Annotated in this window: 14 protein-coding genes and 1 pseudogene; 8 read left to right on the top strand and 7 right to left on the bottom strand. The window is 62.2% G+C overall.

The window, feature by feature from the left end; genetic code table 11:
- Positions 1–7: 7 nt before the first annotated feature.
- Both IE122_RS14030 and IE122_RS14025 read right to left on the bottom strand, forming a co-directional pair.
- Complete coding sequence (locus IE122_RS14030; RefSeq protein ID WP_189621815.1) at positions 8–826, bottom strand: enoyl-CoA hydratase/isomerase family protein; 819 nt, start codon at positions 824–826, stop codon at positions 8–10.
- 217 nt (positions 827–1,043) lie between these two features.
- On the bottom strand, positions 1,044–1,826 hold the full coding sequence (locus IE122_RS14025; RefSeq protein ID WP_268249021.1) for an IclR family transcriptional regulator: 783 nt from the start codon (positions 1,824–1,826) through the stop codon (positions 1,044–1,046).
- A 445-nt stretch (positions 1,827–2,271) separates the two neighbouring features.
- Here IE122_RS14025 and IE122_RS14020 point away from each other — a divergent pair, with 445 nt between their 5' ends.
- From IE122_RS14020 to IE122_RS13990, 7 genes are all read left to right on the top strand, one after another.
- Positions 2,272–3,069 (top strand): fumarylacetoacetate hydrolase family protein, encoded by a 798-nt coding sequence (locus tag IE122_RS14020; protein WP_229814177.1) that lies wholly within the window; start codon positions 2,272–2,274, stop codon positions 3,067–3,069.
- Positions 3,070–3,072: 3 nt separating this feature from the next.
- Positions 3,073–3,627 (top strand): VOC family protein, encoded by a 555-nt coding sequence (locus tag IE122_RS14015; RefSeq protein WP_189621810.1) that lies wholly within the window; start codon positions 3,073–3,075, stop codon positions 3,625–3,627.
- Between the two features lie 9 nt (positions 3,628–3,636).
- Entirely contained in the window at positions 3,637–3,936 is a 300-nt protein-coding gene (locus tag IE122_RS14010) for a YciI family protein (RefSeq protein ID WP_189621808.1), read from the top strand.
- A 78-nt stretch (positions 3,937–4,014) separates the two neighbouring features.
- Positions 4,015–4,821 carry an enoyl-CoA hydratase-related protein gene (locus IE122_RS14005; RefSeq protein WP_229814175.1) on the top strand — a complete coding sequence of 269 codons (807 nt, stop codon included), beginning with the start codon at positions 4,015–4,017 and terminating at the stop codon, positions 4,819–4,821.
- A 6-nt stretch (positions 4,822–4,827) separates the two neighbouring features.
- Positions 4,828–5,733 (top strand): crotonase/enoyl-CoA hydratase family protein, encoded by a 906-nt coding sequence (locus tag IE122_RS14000; protein ID WP_189621803.1) that lies wholly within the window; start codon positions 4,828–4,830, stop codon positions 5,731–5,733.
- Positions 5,734–6,816 (top strand): NAD(P)H-dependent flavin oxidoreductase, encoded by a 1,083-nt coding sequence (locus tag IE122_RS13995; protein ID WP_268249020.1) that lies wholly within the window; start codon positions 5,734–5,736, stop codon positions 6,814–6,816. It begins immediately after the preceding gene.
- A gap of 62 nt (positions 6,817–6,878) precedes the next feature.
- Positions 6,879–8,291, top strand: a complete 1,413-nt coding sequence (locus IE122_RS13990; RefSeq protein WP_229814173.1) for a carboxylesterase/lipase family protein — start codon at positions 6,879–6,881, stop codon at positions 8,289–8,291.
- Here IE122_RS13990 and IE122_RS13985 read toward each other — a convergent pair.
- The 4 genes from IE122_RS13985 to IE122_RS13970 all read right to left on the bottom strand — a co-directional run bounded on the left by IE122_RS13985 (position 8,288) and on the right by IE122_RS13970 (position 15,174).
- Entirely contained in the window at positions 8,288–9,241 is a 954-nt protein-coding gene (locus IE122_RS13985) for a sugar phosphate isomerase/epimerase family protein (RefSeq protein ID WP_189621800.1), read from the bottom strand. The two genes, IE122_RS13990 and IE122_RS13985, sit on opposite strands and share 4 nt — an antisense overlap.
- Before the next feature lie 43 nt (positions 9,242–9,284).
- A complete protein-coding gene (locus IE122_RS13980) occupies positions 9,285–10,163 on the bottom strand; it encodes an alpha/beta hydrolase (protein WP_189621799.1) in 879 nt (292 codons plus the stop codon).
- 200 nt (positions 10,164–10,363) lie between these two features.
- Positions 10,364–12,040, bottom strand: a complete 1,677-nt coding sequence (locus tag IE122_RS13975; protein WP_189621798.1) for a tannase/feruloyl esterase family alpha/beta hydrolase — start codon at positions 12,038–12,040, stop codon at positions 10,364–10,366.
- Positions 12,041–12,513: 473 nt separating this feature from the next.
- The gene (locus IE122_RS13970; RefSeq protein ID WP_189621797.1) at positions 12,514–15,174 is read right to left on the bottom strand and encodes a family 78 glycoside hydrolase catalytic domain; all 2,661 of its coding nucleotides are present in this window, start codon (positions 15,172–15,174) and stop codon (positions 12,514–12,516) included.
- 270 nt (positions 15,175–15,444) lie between these two features.
- On the opposite strand from IE122_RS13970, the pseudogene IE122_RS13965 reads away from it, so the two are divergent.
- A pseudogene (locus IE122_RS13965) lies at positions 15,445–15,576 on the top strand (IS3 family transposase); the annotation flags it as partial.
- On the opposite strand, the gene IE122_RS13960 reads toward IE122_RS13965, so the two are convergent.
- A protein-coding gene (locus tag IE122_RS13960; RefSeq protein WP_373299140.1) for an IS5 family transposase occupies positions 15,576–16,333 on the bottom strand; the annotation gives its coding sequence in 2 pieces (ribosomal slippage) (positions 15,576–16,018 and positions 16,018–16,333; 759 coding nt in all). The pseudogene IE122_RS13965 and the gene IE122_RS13960 overlap by 1 nt on opposite strands.
- Between the last annotated feature and the right edge of the window lie 516 nt (positions 16,334–16,849).

Below are 16,849 nucleotides of genomic sequence, written 5' to 3'. Positions count from 1 at the left end.
TCGGATCCTAGATGTGGTGGGTTCGAGGCCTGAAGATGGGACTGCTGCCCGCATTCATTGCCCGTATGGCCTCGCGGGCATCGCCACCCGCCATGTTCACCATTTCGAATGCGGCGGACAGCTCGAAGATTGCTCGCTTCTCGCGGAGCCAGTGATTGAGCACGTGCTTGGTCATCGCGAGCGCCGTAGGGGCGACTGCGGCCAGTTCCTGAGCGACCTCAAGAGCCGTTGCCTCAAGTTCCGACTTGTCGACCGCCATTGAGATCAGGTTGCAGTTGGCCGCGTCCTCCCCGGTCAGTGGCCGGTTGGTCATCAGGTGCAGCTTCGCCTTTGCCATGCCGCACAGCAGTGGCCAGATGATCGCGGCATGGTCGCCCGCGGTCAGGCCGATGCGGAGGTGCCCATCAAGCAGCTTCGCGTCGCGCGCTGCGATCGAGATATCGGACAGGAGGGCGAGGGCAAGGCCTGCTCCGACGGCAGGCCCGTTGATCGCGGAGACGACCGGCTTGGAGAAGTTGATCAGCACATCGACCAGTTCGCGTGCCGCCCTGAAATTGCTGACGAATACCTGTTCTGAGTCGGTCTCCGCTTCGGCAGCGATGTCGCCCATGTCGCCGCCGGCGCAAAAGGCCCGTCCGGCACCAGTCAGGATGACCACGCGCACGTCCGGGTCGCGATCGATCACGGGCCAGATTTCATGCAATTGTCGATGAAGCTGGGCGTTTACCGCGTTCATGCGCCCGGGACGGTTAAGGATGACCCGGAGGACGTGAGGCGCTGGTTGCTCAAACGCTAGATCGGTAAATTGGTCATAGCGCCCGTTCATCAGTTGCCTTTCCATACCCGCGCCTGGACATTTGCCAAGCTGGGGTCGTCGCGCCGCAGCGCAGGATGCTCAGGCGGGGATCACCTCCACCGCCTGTTCTGCCGCAAGTCTCGTCATCTTCGGCAACGAGAAGCTAACCAGCGTGCGGGCAGGGGTCAAACTACCTCGCACAGGTCACGTCATCAGGTCATTTAATGACTGCAGCCTTTCCCGATTTTTAGGCCACACTGCTCCAGCGCGGGTTTTGCGCTACCGGGAAGGCGGTGCTGAGCCCGATGTCAGTGGAAACCGCTTGTCGCAAGTGCCGCACAATCTGCTCGACCCCGGATGAAGTCGCCGGACCGCGCGCGACGACCCCGAGCGCCAGCGCTTCGCCGTCGCCCGGCGGCAGCAGCACGGCGACCATGTGGTGATCGTCGCCCATCTCCGAAGTCGCGTAGCCGTTGGCACGCACTTCGTCCAGCGTCGCCAGAAAATCGGCCGGCTTTACCGAGACCGCATCTGCCTCGGCGTTCAGACGATGGATGAGCCCACGGACATAAGTCGGATCGATGGTCGATAGCAGGGCCTTGCCCGCAGCGCAGCGCAGAGGGGAATGCGGCGTATTGGTGCGAATGAAGCCAGGCATGGGATCACCCGTCGCATGGACATACCAGAGGCGCACACCGTTGAGCGAGGCTAGGATGACGCTGCCGCTCAGGTTGTTGCTGAGCCGGTCGACCACGGAGTGGACGGCCCCCGACCGGAACCGGGCCGGCTGAACCCAGTCTCCCAACAGTGCGAGGCGAGCCGTGGGCACAAACGCGCGGGTGGGAGCTTCGCGTTGCAGGTAGCCGCGCTGCAGCAGGCAATCGAGCAAACCCGAAGTGCTCGATTGCGGCAGGTCGAGAGCGCGTGCAACCTCCATCACAGTTACCGAAGAGGTGCTTTCATCGAACAATTCGAGGATGTCGAGAACGCGCGCTCCCGACTTTATCAGTGCGTTTCGGTCTCTGGCCACAGCGAAACATCTCCCATTGCGTTTTTTTGACTGAGCTTAAATTCTAGCATTGGCTATTTTCCTGCGCCATCGCGCAATATGCACAAGCCTTTTGAATTTGAGTGCACTCATCCGCACGATGTGAAGCCGCGCCGCAGGATGTGACGTTTCGGCGATATTCTGCGGCATGGGAATAAGAAGGCGGCAGCTCGCTGGAGTTCAAGCTCGCCACGGTGGCATGTCGAGGCCATCGCAAGCGTGATGAAAGCGGCAGCTCGCGGTGGTGAGATTGATGGTACTAAAATTTTAGAATAGTGCCGGAGCTTGGGAAAGCGGGCATGCTGGAGCGCTTTTCGGTATCCAGCGGTTCCCGGTTAATGAGTTGCACGCGCCGGGAAGGCGGGAAAGGTACAACGTGAAATTCGCAACATTTCGCTGGCGCGGAGTCGAGGGTTTTGGGGCCGTCGTGGGTGAAGAAATCGCTCCGCTCGCCGGAGCGATGAGCGGCGTCGCGAACCTGTGTGACCTCATTGCCCATTCTTCGGTCGCCGAGGCCCGTGCCGCCGTCGATGCTGTCCGTGAACGCATCAGCCTCGCCGACATCGAATACCTCCCGGTCATTCCGAACCCGTCGAAGATTTTCTGCATAGGCGTGAACTACGAGACCCACCGCGTCGAAACAAACCGCGAGCGGCTAGGCTACCCGATCGTGTTTCTTCGCGTGGCCGACTCCCAGGTGGGGCATGGAGCCCCTATGGTACGTCCTCGTGTTTCCGAGCGTCTCGATTTCGAGGGTGAAGTCGCGCTGGTCATTGGCAAGGGTGGACGCGACATCAGCGAGGCTGCCGCCTACGAACATGTTTTCGGATACTCCTGCTACAATGACGGGTCAGTGCGGGACTGGCAATTTCACACCTCGCAGTGGGCGCCCGGTAAGAACTTTGCCCGCACGGGTGCATTCGGTCCGTGGCTGGTCACCCCGGACGAGTTGGGCGAGATTGCCGAACTGAAGCTGGAAACCCGTCTCAACGGCGAAATCATGCAATCGGCCACGGTTGATGAGATGATATTCTCGATTCCTGAACAGATTGCCTATCTCTCCACGATTGTGGAACTCCGCCCAGGCGACGTTATCGTTACCGGCACACCGGGCGGCGTCGGCGTCAAGCGTGATCCGCAGGTATTCATGAAAGCCGGCGACATCTGCGAGGTGGAGGTCAGCGGCATCGGTGTCCTTTCCAATCCTATCATCGATCAGGATTGATTCATGGACCCGCGCCCTCGCCTCCAATTCAGCCACGTCGGGCTCTATGTTTCGGACACCGATGCGATCGTTCGCTTCTATACCGAGGTGATGGGGTTCTTCGTCACCGATCGCGGGATGCTCAACGGCTCCTCGATCACCTTTCTCAGTCAAAATCCGTCGGAGCACCACCAGATCGTCTTCATCAGTTCCCCGGAGGCCGAAGGTTCCGCCAAAGTGCTGAATCAGATGTCGTTCCGGCTGGATTCGCTGGCGACCTTGCTGGAATTCGCCAAGCGTTTGGATGGCGAGAAAGTCACTGATCTGGAGCCCGTAATCCACGGGAATGCGTGGTCGCTTTATTTCCGCGACCCGGCGGGCAATCGCGTGGAGGTCTTCACCGATAGTGACTGGTACATCGAACAGCCGATCAAGGAACCTCTCGACTTTTCGCTGAGCGAGGATGAAATTCGCCGGCAGACTCAGGCATTCTGCGAGAGACAGCCCGGCTTCAAGCCGATCGAAGAGTGGCAGGCGGAAATGCAGGTTTTGATGCAGGCCCGGTCTGCGGAAAGGTAGGGAGTACGAGTGGCGTTCCTGATCCTTACGATGGACAAACTCGGCACCGAGCATATCCGTGCCCAATTCCGCGCCCAGCACTACGCCTTCTTGGAGGAACGCGCTGCCAGCCTCGTTGCCAGCGGCGGCCTCCAGGATGACAGCGGCGAGACCTTTATTGGCGCAGCAATCCTGCTGGATTGCGATACCAGGGCCGAGGCGGAAGCCTTTGTCGCGGCGGACCCTTTCACGACGGCCGACCTGTTTGAAAGTGTGAACATCGTGCGCTGGAAGAAGGCCTTCCTCAATGGGGCGCGCGCAACGGATTAAGGTCGGAGCTTGGTGGCTTGAGGTGCAGATTCGCGCACCCCAGGCTTCACTGTGAAGCGTATGGAATGGAGAACCTCGGTGTCAGATGACTTCTTGATCGACGAGCCAATAGACGGCGTTCGGCGCATCACTATCAATCGGCCCGAGGCGATGAATGCCTTCACATATCCGATGTACCAGGAATTGCTGGCAATCCTTGAGGACATCAAGTTCAACCCGCGCGTCCGGGCGGTCATTTTGACCGCGACGGGAAGGGGTTTTTGCACCGGTCACGACCTGCGCGACAAGGGAGCGCCCCAATGGGTGCCAGAGGGCGTCGGCAAGGCATTCTTCACTCGCTACGCCATGGGTGTTATCGCTGCTATCCCATTAGCCTTGAGGAACCTGCCGCAGCCCGTGATTTGCGGGGTGAACGGCGTCGTGGCGGGCATGGCTCTGGCCTATACCTTGGCCTCCGATATCTCGATTGCCGCCCATTCCGCCAAGTTCGTCAACTCCATTCACAATGCCGGCTCCGGAGCGGAACTTGGCATCAGCTATATGCTCCCCCGCGCAATCGGCACCCAGCGAGCAGCGGAACTGTTGCTCACCGCGCGACCGGTTCTGGCAGATGAAGCTGAGCGCATCGGCTTGGTGCTCAAGTCCGTTCCCGACGATGAACTGCAGGAGGCTTGTCTCGAAATAGCCCGGAATATCGTGGTCAACGTGCCGATGGGGATTTGGGTTACCAAGCAGTCCTTATGGGCGAACCAGAACGCGGGAAGCCTTGAACAGGCTATGGAGTTCGAGACCCGGGGGGTGTTCATGGCCCAGTCCACCGAGGACAAGGCTGAGAAGCAGCAGGCATTCTTCGAAAAGCGCCCGCCCAATTTCAGCTTTAGGTGACGACCGATGACCCAGCCATTCGAGCACATTCTTTATGAGGTCGTCGACGGCGTCGCGACGCTCACCCTAAATCGGCCTGACGTGTTCAACGCGATGGGTGCGGCAATGCTCGACGAGATCCTGACCGCATTGGACCTGGTCGATGCCGATGATGGTGTTGGCGCGGTGATCATCACCGGCGCGGGTAAGGGGTTCTGCGGCGGGGCGGACTTGTCGCGCGGCAAGGCCGCGTTCGACAAGGAAGGTGACGGCAAGCAAACGCCGAGCGTCCCTGTCCTGGCCGATGGGTCGATCGACTATTCGACCGAGGCCGCCCGCGATGGCGGCGGCCGTCTCGCGCTGCGGATTTTTGCGAGCCTCAAGCCGGTGATCGGTGCGATCAACGGTGCCGGCGTGGGCATCGGCGCATCCATGCTGCTGCCCATGGACATTCGAATCTGCAGTGACAAGGGGCGTCTGGGCTTTGTCTATGCCCGTCGCGGCATCGTGTTCGAATGCTGTTCCTCATGGTTTCTTCCTCGCGTGGTAGGCATTGCCAAGGCGCTCGAACTCAGCCTTTCCGGCCGGATCCTGTCGGCCGCCGAACTGAAAGAGGTGGGACTGGTCAGCGAAGTGACCTCGGCCGAGGACCTGTTGCCCCGAGCCCGCGAGATCGCTCTCGAGATTGTCCGCAACACGGCACCCGTATCCGTTGCGCTGATGCGGCAGATGGCCTGGCGCAGCCTTGGCATGGCTCACCCGATGGAGGCCCACCGCATCGAAAGCCGAGGGATTCGCACCCGTGCCGCCTCACCGGATGCAAAGGAAGGCGTCACTTCATTCGTGGAGAAGCGAGCGCCGCAGTTCCCGTGCCGGGTGTCGACCGACATGCCAGACTATTTCCCCTGGTGGGAAGATCCAGCCTACTTCTGATTGCCCATCGTTTCTGTTCGTCAAGCAAGAGATCGTCCCATGAAGACCGCGCTTACCGACGCATTCGGCATCCAATATCCCATCCTCAATGCAGGCATGGGGCGCGTGGCGTTGCCCAATATGGTCGCTGCAGTTTCCAATGCAGGCGGGCTGGGGGTCTACGGTGCCGGATCGAATCCACCCGAACAGACCCGGGCCGACATTCACCTGATCCGTTCGATGACAGACAAGCCCTTCGGTGCCAATGCGCCTCTGGCTTTGCCCAATGGCCGGGAAAATGCCCAAGTGCTGCTCGAGGAACAGGTACCTGTCATAAATTACTCGATGGGCAAGGGCGACTGGATCTGCAAGGCGGCCCATGCCTATGGAGGCAAGGTCATGGCCTCGGTGACCGATACCAAGCTGGCCAGGAAAGCCCAGGACCAGGGATGTGACGCGGTGATCGCCGCCGGCCACGAAGCGGCAGGCCACTCTGGCGACATCACCACGTTCACCCTCATTCCGCGCCTTGCCGAAGTGCTGGAAATTCCCGTCATCGCTGCTGGCGGCGTCGCCAACGGGTCGGGCCTCATGGCTGCATTGGCGCTTGGTGCCAGCGGGGTGTCCATGGGCACCCGGTTCTGGACCACCCAGGAAGGGCCCATGCACCAAAACTGGAAACAGAAGGCGATCGACCTGGACGTCGAGGATACCCTTTATTCCGATAGGTTCGACGGTATCCCGAACCGGATCATGCGCACGGTCGCGGCGGAAAAGATGGCCGGCACGCGGATGCTCAACGTCTTCGAAATCTTCATGCACAGCTTCACCATTGCGAAGGAGCTCAACATCCCGTGGCACAAGCTGGCGCTGCAAACACTCTCGCTCGGGCCGAAGCAGATCGAAGGCATGATGCGCATGTCCAAGATGTTGAAGATGCACACCATCACGATCACGACCGGCGAACTGGAGACGGGCATGACAGCATCCGGCATGTCCGTGGGGCTGGTGCACGACATGCCCACGATCGCCGAGTTGATCCCGCGCATTATCGAGGAGGCTCGCGCGTGTGAGGCTCGCCTTGCGGCGAGCCTCACTGCTTGATGCGTGTTCGCGCGAGGTCGGTTTACCGCTCGGCAACCAGCGGCTGCGGAAACGAGGAGCGTGTGGACCAGACAACTGCGCTGTGGCTCGCCGGTTGTCTGCTGGCTGTGCTGCCACACCCGGTCGGCGCTCGTCCCCTCGCAACGATCGTGCAGACGCAAAGCGGTGCGGTACGAGGGGCGGCGGAAGCAGGCGTGATGACCTGGAAAGGCATTCCTTTCGCGGCATCCCCGACCGGCGCATGGCGCTGGCGCGCGCCCCGGCCCCCCAAGCCATGGAAAGGTCTCCGGCCGGCGACAGAATACCGAAGCGATTGCATGCAGCAGGCGGCAGCCGGTGATGCCGCACCGGCGGGGGTGCCCCCGGCCGAGGACTGCCTCTACGCCAACATCTGGCGTCCGGCAGGTGCGGTGGGCAAGTTGCCCGTCATCGTGTGGATCTACGGCGGTGCCTTCGTGAATGGCGGTGCATCGTCGCCGGTGTTCTCTGGCGAAAGCTTGGCGCGAAAGGGCATACTGTTCTTCAGCTTCAACTATCGCGTCGGCCGTTTCGGCACCTTCGCCCACCCGGCCCTGACAAGAGTCGGGGCAGACAAGGGGCAACTGGGCAACTACGGCTACATGGATCAACTCGCCGCGCTGCGATGGGTGAAGCGCAACATCGCGGCCTTCGGTGGCGATCCGGATAATGTCACACTGATGGGCGAGAGTGCGGGCGGTGTTTCCGTGCTCAACTGGCTCACCTCGCCGGCGGGCAAGGGTCTGTTCCACAAGGCAGTTGTCATGTCCGGGGGTGACGGGACCCTCCTCAATGGAGGATATCAGCTGCGCACCGAGGAGCAGGCGGGCCTCGCCTTTGCCGCAACCAAGGGGATCGCAGAGAGAGGTCTCCACGCCCTGACTCGCTTGCGGGCCCTTCCGAGTGAAGCGGTGGTGGACGGTCTCAACATGCACAGCATGCGCGGCATCGTTCCCCGAACCTATTCCCCGCCGTTTTCAGACGGCAAGATCGCCGTGCCTCAACTCGCGGCGCTGAGACGCGGCGCGTTCGCTCGGGTCCCGCTGATCATCGGCGCGACCAGCGCCGACATTGGCGGGCGTACCGGCATCATGATCGCCGGTGCGCGACAGCTTGCCGGCATCATCAGCGGATACGGTGTTCCAGTCTACTACTACCGCTTTTCCTACGTAGCGGCGGCCCAGGGCAAGCCGGAGGATGGCGCGCGCCACGCGACGGACGTCCCCTACTTTCTGGGTAATGTGACGAACCGTTACACCGACAAGACCACACCACGAGACGTTGCGGTGGGCGATCTCATCAGCAGCTACATCGTTAATTTCGGAAAGAGAGCAAGCCCCAATGCACCGGGCTTGCCCCACTGGCCCGCAGTCGATTCCGCCCGCGCGGAAATCATGGACTTTAACGCGCAGGGCGAGGCAGTTCAGGGGAGAGAACCTTGGATCCCCGCCCCCTAGATGTCGAGCTTGACCAAATAGTCGTAGCTGGCCCTGACGGCAGCGATGCCCCCGTGGTCCAGTGGGGGTTCCTGCTCCACGAAGAAGCGGCGAACCCCGGCGCGGTAGGCAGCGGGCAGCACCTGGCGCCATTCGACAATGCCATGCCCCACTTCCGTTGACTGCTGGACCATTGCGAAGTCAGGTTTGGTGATCGGCTTGGTGTCCTTTACATGCATCATCGAAAAGCGCTCCGGATGCTTCCCCAACAGTGCCACAGGGTCCACGCCTGCCGATGCGGCCCAACCCACGTCGAGTTCGAAGGTTACTAGGCGCGGATCGGTGTGTGCGAGCAGGACTTCCATCGGCGTGGTGTCGCCAAGCGCGGCGAACTCGACGTTGTGATTGTGGTACCCGAGCCGAATGCCCTGGGATCGAAGCAGCGCAGCCTTGCTGTTCAGATAGTCTGCGCCCTCCTTCCAGTCGTCCAGGGTCATCTGCTGCAGAATGGCTGGCAGGTCACCGCCCCTCGGCGCTGACGGCCACAGCCGGTCGGGAATATAAGGGATCGAAACCACGGCCGTGTCGGCACCGATCGTGTGAAGGGTGTCGGCCATCAGGGTCAGGTCGCCTGCAAAGCTGAGGTCGGTGCCGCGCGTCCTTGGCTGGAAATGGACGCTGGGGCAGCGTAGACCCGAGCCGTCGAGCGCAGCGCGCACCTCCCTCGCGGTTCGCCCGAGGAGGCCTGCCAGTTCGACCGATCGGTAGCCAATGGTGGCCAAGGCTCCCAAGACACCCGGGAGATCCTTTTCCGCCTCGGCGCGGACCGTATAGAGTTGCACCCCCATAACCAGGTGGTGTCGCCGGAAAAACGGTGCTGCCCCCGCCGGGCGCGTCGTCAGGGATGCCGCCGCTGCGCTGAGGCCGGCGAGAATGCCGCGCCGATCAATCAAGGTTCCGGAAGCTGTCATAATGCGGGCCTGCTGGGTTGACTGTCGGCCAGTGCGACCGGCACTATCTGGTCTTCAGTTTGCTGTCGAAGAAGCGGAAGGTGACCTCGGCGGCGTGGTCCATCGCGGCGATTGTCTTGGCTTCGTCCGGCGACTTCCATCCGTGTCCGACCCCGGGGATGATCTCAAGCTGGACCGGGGCGTCGATGGCCTGGAGCGCGGCCGCCATCTCGCGTGACTGGCTGTCCGGAACGGTATTGTCCTCGGTTCCGGTGATCAGCAGGATCGGCGGATCCTTGGGATTGATATAGGTGATCGCGCTTACCGCGGCGAGCCGCTCGTCCGAGCAGGCCCCGATCGGGCAGTCGAGATAGACATTGCGCGGACCGGGGGCATACTTCGCCGGCCAGGTGCGGAAGTCATAGGGTCCGTACCAGCCGACAGCCGCCGTCACGCAATCGGTCTGCGTCAGGTTTGTCTGATCTTCACCACTCGCCGGCTTGCCGCAGTTGACGGCTTCCATCACGGCGAGTTGGGCACCCGCAGAAGCCCCCCAGATACCGACACGAGAGGTGTCGATCCCATACTTGTTCGCGTTGGCGCGCAGGAAGCGGATCGCCGTCCGGACGTCGTCCTGGGCAGCGGGGAAAGGGGCTTCCTTGCTGAAGCGATAGGAGATCGAGGCGACCACGTAGCCCCGGGCGGATAGATCGGCGAGCACCTTGGTGAAGTCCTGGTTGCGGATCATCGGGGCGCGACGGTGGCCGATCATCCAGCCACCACCATGGACGTAGATGACCAGCGGCCTGGGACCGGACCCGGCACCGCGATAGAGATCGAGCAGCAGCGGGCGGAAGCCGGGGATGGCCGAGAAGGCGATGTCGGTCGTGGCGGTGACGCCATTTGCAAAGTGGAAAACACGTTCGCCGAACGGATCAGGCAACGGGGGCGGGGCGGGCGGTTCGGCGGAACCTGCAACCTGGGCGTGCGCCGCTCCCGCCATCATGAGCAGAGCAGCACTGGCTAGTCCGGTCAACGATCCGAGCATTCCATTTCGCATACCAAGCTCCTAGCGATTGCTGCTGATGGGTGGAAGGTGGGCACGGCAGCACTGCTCCGGGGGCAGGTTGCCTGTGCAGAAGATCACCTGCACGTGTAGTTCAGAGGGCTGGCGGGGTCGGCCCCGCGCTTCAGACTGGCTTGCTTCGGATAGACGCAATGGAGCCGGCTGATCGGCCGAAAGTTCTCCGTCTGGCCGGGCGCAGGACTGCTCGTGCCGATGACGCTCTCCGGCACCCGACCATGTTCAACCCACTGTCGCAGGGCCATGGAAATGTTGGTTTCGGCCTGTGCCTTATCGTCGGCCCCAGTCATTTCGCCGAATATCTCCGACCCGGTTCCCCCGAAGCAATGTTGCATGCCGGGGATCATGAACAGCCGCATGGATTGCCCGGCCCGAGGGCCGGATCGCTTCAGGATGGCCTTGCGCAGCGCTATGGTCTGGGCTGGCGGGATCGCTGCATCAGCCCAGCCGTGGTATATGATCAGCTTGCCGCCCCGTGCAAAGAACTTCTCCAGGTTTGGCGGCACGTTGATATCGGGGCCAAGCTTGGCGGTCAGCAGTGCCGGATCCCGCGTCCAGTCAAAGGCGTCGATAGAGGAGATCGATGGGCTCAGCATGTCTCGGATCATGCCCAGGGCGAGGCCGACCTGCTGGGGCGGTCTTTCGCCTCCCGCTGCAATGAAGCCATCCCAGCCAAGGAACGGGACCGGCCGCCCGGCCTCGGCACCCGAGGCGGGAAAGGCGAATGCAGGGGCCTTGCCCGCGCGCTTCGTCGGACCGGCGTAAAGCCGGTTCAAGGCTTGCACCTGCGCTGCCGAGAAGCACAGAGGCGATTTGCTGTTGGCGCAGGAAAGCTTCGCGGTATTGACCTTGCACGTTCGGGGATCGTCGATCAGATTGTCGGTTCTGCCATCGAGTGCATCACACTGGCGGAGCACCTCATTTTGCAGAAACTTCATCTGCTCGGGCCGGAAGGCGGCGCCAGGCTTCGACTGGGCTTGCTGGCTCCACACGTGGGACATCACCGCCGTGGTCATTTCCGCGGCGGGCGCTCCCGCCAGAATGCCGTCGAAATCGTCGGGGAAGCGCGCCGCCTCCATCAGGCCTTGGCGCCCGCCGTTCGAGCATGACTGAAAATAGGACTTGTCGGCTGGCCGGCCATAGAACGCCGCGACGAGGCGTTTGGCGACCGCGGTGGTCAGATGAACCGCACGCCACCCGTAGTCGCGTACCTTGACCGGATTGCCAGGGGCCCAGGTTGCCATCGGGGTCACGCGCTCGTCGTGCCCAGTGTCGGTCGAGGCCGTGGCGTATCCGGCGCTGATCGTTTCGCCCATTTCCTTGAAGCGTATCGAGCCGGCGAACCCGCCGTTGCCCACCCCCATGTAGCGGCCGTTCCAGCGTTCCGTCGGCAGCCACGCCTCGAACCGGATGTCGGAACCGGGCTCGGGGTGAATGCGTCCAGCTATACGGCAAAAGGCGGGCAGTCCGGAAATCGGCGCGCCGACCTTCGATCGATCGGCCGCCGTGTAACTTGCTGAGGAAACAGGCAGATTTTCCGACTGGAACACTGCGGTGACGATCTCGGTGTCCGGCAAGGCGATCCTTGCAAGAGCATCGCACCGCGAAGCGTCGCCGGGTGCAATTTGTGCAGGTGCCGACAGTGCCTGACCGGACAGGGCCTGACCGGACAGTGCGCCATACCCCGCCAATCCTGCCGCCCAGCCGCATGCGGCAACGATTACGGCGGTGGTCATCAGGCTAGCTGGTTTGGTCGGCATGGTCGCTTACCCTTCGCTCACGGCGTAGTGCCTTGGCTCGCTTCTCCGCGCAGATTCGGAGTTTGTAAGGTGCGTCGTTACTTGGACAGACGTTACGTCGCTACAGAAGTCCCAGGCTGGCTCGCCTTGGGTCATGGTTGCTCCGCTTGCCCGCACGGCAATGTCCAGACAGGCCCTGAATGAGCGCCGCGGAACGAGCCGCTGAAGGCCCTCCATACGATCGAGTATGTACGCACCGTTCCTAATGTCATCAGGGCGCGGGCATGTTCAAATTCTTTCGGAGTTTTCCGTCGTGACATCAGCTACTTGATCTGTAGAGGCGCGGAATTCGTCCGCGCCGCCGGGGGTCAGGACCCATCGATTGCACCAACAAGGGTTGATGCAGAACGGCCCAGCGCATGGAGGCGGGGTCCAGGACGTGCGCAGAAGCGATAGAATCGGGACAGACTCTAATGGCTGGGAACGACGATCCGGTTAGGCCCAGGCCGGAGCGGCCATTTGCGGGCTTGCCATACGAAGGTTCCTGAAAGGCCCGCAGGCAACCGGATGTTGGCGACCAGGCCCGCCGGCAGACGTCGATATGCCACCTGCACGTTGCCGCGGGGGTGCGCCATGGCGGCATCAAGGCTGTTCAGTCGTCCGAGGTGCGGGGAAATGCGAACCCGCGCGAAACCAGCGGTGGCGGGTTGGATCCCGGCGACGTATGTCAGCAGGCCGGAAGTTGGGTGCGCGCTCCATGCATGGCTGTCTGAGCGGCTGGGGTCGGGCCGTTCCGGCCAGGTCGTGAAGTGCTGGCCGAGTAGACCGCGCCAGGTTTCCAGCAAGTCGAGATAGCCACCCGCAAGACCCGCGTGGTCCAGCGCCCGCGCCAGGTAGAAGGAGAAATAGAAAGTGGTCGCGGTGATGCCTGCCGGTGCGTCGATCCCTTTGCCGGGAGCCATTATCCGCGCCATGATATCCTGCTGGCGATCTTTAGGCGCGACGTCGTAAAGCACAGCCAGGACGTTGGCGTGTTGGCTGAAACTGCGGTGGTCCGGATCGTCGGCATAGAGCTGCCGCGATTGGTCCCAGCACCGTGCCTGTACCCCTTGTGCCGCCTTGGCAGCTTCTGCCAGGTTTGCGGTCGACCGTTCCCGGCTCCCCACCGCCCCCTCAATGTCGGCCGCCTCGCGCAAGGCGCCGATCCGTAGCAAGGCGATTATGCAGCTGTCGGGTGACGCACCCGTGCGATCGCGCCCTCCATCAAGCCCGTCGCGCCAGTCGATGAACAGCCAGCCCGGGGTGGCGCGCACCATCCCGTCGTCGCGTACATAAGGCCGGTACCAGTCCAGCACGCTTCGCATGCCGGCCAGGTTTCGCTTGAGCACCGCCGTATCGGGCTGTCTCATCCAGTAGTCATGCAACATGCCGATCCACAGCAGGGCGAATGGCGGGATCGAATTGACACCGGACATGGGCCAGGCCGATTGCGGGAGCCCGTCAATCCGTCTGGATGCTTCAAAGGCGTCTAGGGCCTGCACAGCCAGTCGGGGGTCGCCCGCCACATCGTAGGACAGCATGGCCTGGATGCGCGTATCGCCGATGTACTGCAACTGCTCCCAGTAAGCAGTGTCCATGTAAGTTTCGTGCGCGTCGACCAGCGCCGTGTTCCAGCCGATCTGCCAGATCCGGTTGAGCTGTGGGTCGTCGCTCGCGAACCGGCCGCGCTGCGAAAAAGGATAGCCTGTTTCGCGCATGGCAACCCGATCAATGTTCACCGCAGTCTTTCCGGCTTCGACCCGAACTTCGATATATCGGCCAGCTCGCCACCACAGCGGCTCAAACCGCGCGCTGCTGCGCCCGTCGAGTAGGAAGCGATCGGTCAGACCCAGCGCCAGCCCGTTGTCAATGCGGCCTCGGTCAGCAAACTTCACTGCGGTTTGCGACGGTCCCCGGTCGGCCGGGTCGTACAGCGCCTCGGTGTAGGTCAGGCTCACGTTGCTGCCTTTTCCGCCACTTGTGACGAGCAGCGGGTACCCTGCCTGGACCCGGCCCAGATCAATCAGGATCGAGGCATGCTGGCCCGGTGCGACCGTCACGCGCCCGGATTGCAGGGCGTTTGCGGGGCTGATCCGCACAATTTTGCCGCTCATCGCTGGACCCAATCGCATTTGCGGAAGGAGATCGGGAACTAGCACGCGGCGCTGTTGCCCGGCGGATACGGCCGGCACCGCCGAAATCCAGTCCCGGCCCACCCCCGCGCCTTGCCAGCCAACCAGTTGGCGCGCCGCATCATGGGTCTCTGGCGGGCCTGCGACGTAGTAGACCGGGCCAAGCGATTGGATCAGTTGCCGGCGACCCGAGGAGGGAACACGCGATGGATCAACTCGCACTTGCCAGCTCGCCGAGGTGCCGACGGTACGGTATCGCAGTGCGTCAGATTTCAGCATGAAGCCGGTGTGGCCGGCAGACACCATCGCCGCTGGTGCCAGTTTGCCGTCACTCCAGACTTGCGCGGCCAGTGTATTTCGGCCGGACTTGAGATAGGGTGCCAGGTCGATGCGCTCATAGCGATAGTGCTGCAGGTCACCGCGAGCAGGACCCGCAGCAATGCGTCGGCCATTTGCGTAGAGCACGAAGCGCTGATCCGCGCTCACATGGACCAGCAATCGAGCGGGTCTGCGCTCCAGGATGAAACTTCGGCGGAATTGCAGGGCGAGTGGTTGCTGCTGAAAATCGGCATTATAGGCCGCTGGATGGGTAATCCAGGGATTGGTCGGATCCAGTTTGCTGGCCGTTACCTCTGCTCGGGCCGTTCGCAGCGAGGCGAGCGTCGCGGGAGACGGCGGCAAGGCCCCCAGATCAGCATCGATCGCAGCCAGCACGGCAGGGGTTAGAACCGCGGGAAAGTTGGACTGGAGGTCAGCCAGTGAAGACGATCGTCGCCGACTGAACTCGGGGTTCGGCAGCAGGTCGGGGGCGTGCCGGGCGATCACGGCCCTGGCCGCCGGATCGTCAAGCAGTTCGCCGACAGCGGTTTGTGCCGTGCTCAGTCTTGGCGCTGACAGGCCGTATGTCTGATTTTCGTCGCCCGCCGCAGCCGGAAAAGCGAACAGGAGGGCTTGCAGCAAGCTTGCTGCAAGCAGTAACAGCCGGTTGAGCTTCAGCCTTACGGTGCCACAGTTCGGGTGCGAATATGCTAAGGCATGCGGCGGCACTGTCTGAGGACTCCGTTGAGTTCCGATCACGCCATATGTGGACGCCCCACGCCTCGCAAGGTGGTGCTTCAGTAATAAGGCCTGTGCGCGGAATGGCGTAGACACAGGCTTTGATTGTTGATTTTATGCGCTTTGAACCGCGCCGGGTTTGCCGGAGGCTCCAACTCCTGAGAAGGTGGAGCCATGACGAGCAAGACAACGAACAAGTTTTCGCCGGAGGTCCGCGAGCGTGCGGTGCGGATGGTTTTCGATCACGAGCGGGATTATCCATCGCGCTGGGCAACGGTGGTATCGATCGCCGGGAAGATCGGCTGCTAGGCGGCGTGGACAAATTTGAGCCAGTATCTGGCGGTGGCGAGATGGACCATTCCGAGGAAGCTGTTGGCGAGTTGATCGTATCGGGTGGCGATGGCGCGGTTGATTTTGAGCTGCCCGAACATGCGCTCGATCTGATTGCGCTGCTTGTAGAGCGTCCGATCGTGCTCGATTTTCACGCGGCGGTTTGACCGCCCCGGAATGACGGCCTCGATATTCCGTTTGGCAAGGTCAGCACGGATTGCGTCGGCATCGTAGCCCTTGTCGGCGAGCAAAGCGTCAGGTGCGCGCTCGGGCAGGTCGATCAGGGCGTCATAAGCCTTGCAATCTGCCGCCTCGCCGACTGTCAGATGGAAGGCGAGTGGTCGTCCGAGGGAATCAGCGAGGCAGTGAAGCTTACTGGTGAACCCGCCCCGCGAGCGGCCAAGAGCGCGTCGATGAGTCCCCCTTTTCCGCCCGCTGCCGAGACATGGGCGCGAACGGTAGTGCTATCGATGCTATAGTGACCGCTGTCCGCCATTACCTCAGCCAGCGTCACGGCCACGGTCTCCCAGACCCCGGCTTCGCTCCAGCGCCGGAAGCGACGATAGATGGTATTCCAACTTCCGTCTTTGGGCGGCACGTCGCGCCAAGGAGCACCGCACCGAAGCCGCCAGAGGATGCCGTTGATGATCGAACGGTTCTGTTCAGGACGCCTGCCGCGACCACGGTTCTCAGGCTCAATGGGCAGCAAGCCTTTCAAAATGCGCCATTCCACTTCGTTGAGATCGCCCCTGCTCAAGCCTGCCTCCAAAAAGCAGCCTTGAATCAATGGTCGATTGAAACGTCAACGTGAAAAGGCCTCCCTCGTGCATTCGGGTCCCATCCGCCTGACAGCGCCGACCTTACGGCAGCCTCCAACTCTGCTTTATGTACTTGCGGGCGATGTCGGTTGCCTCGGGCTCGCTGTGCGGCCTTCTGGGGCATTGGAAATTGGAGGAGCGCCTCTCGGCCACTCGCCTTTGCGGCACGAACTGCGATCTGCATACCCTGCCAACCGTCGGCAGTGCACCACTGCGGCTCACGGCGAAGTTCCCACTCGTAATCATCCCCGTCGATGACAAGTGATCCGGTCAAGGTGCGGGTCGGTAGCATATCCGTAGTCTATCAAAGCCCTGGCATCTCGCCAGCCCCAATTGCCACGGGCCCAAGAGCAGTGAATTTGTCCACGCCGCCTAGGGGTTGTGGGGATTTATCGTGAATTGATGACGGCTGCGGCGAGGTAGATCATGGC

The organism is Novosphingobium colocasiae, from assembly GCF_014652555.1.
Taxonomy (GTDB): Bacteria; Pseudomonadota; Alphaproteobacteria; order Sphingomonadales; family Sphingomonadaceae; genus Novosphingobium; species Novosphingobium colocasiae.
Note: the sequence above shows the minus strand (reverse complement) of the source record. Positions and strands in the feature narration are given on the sequence as shown.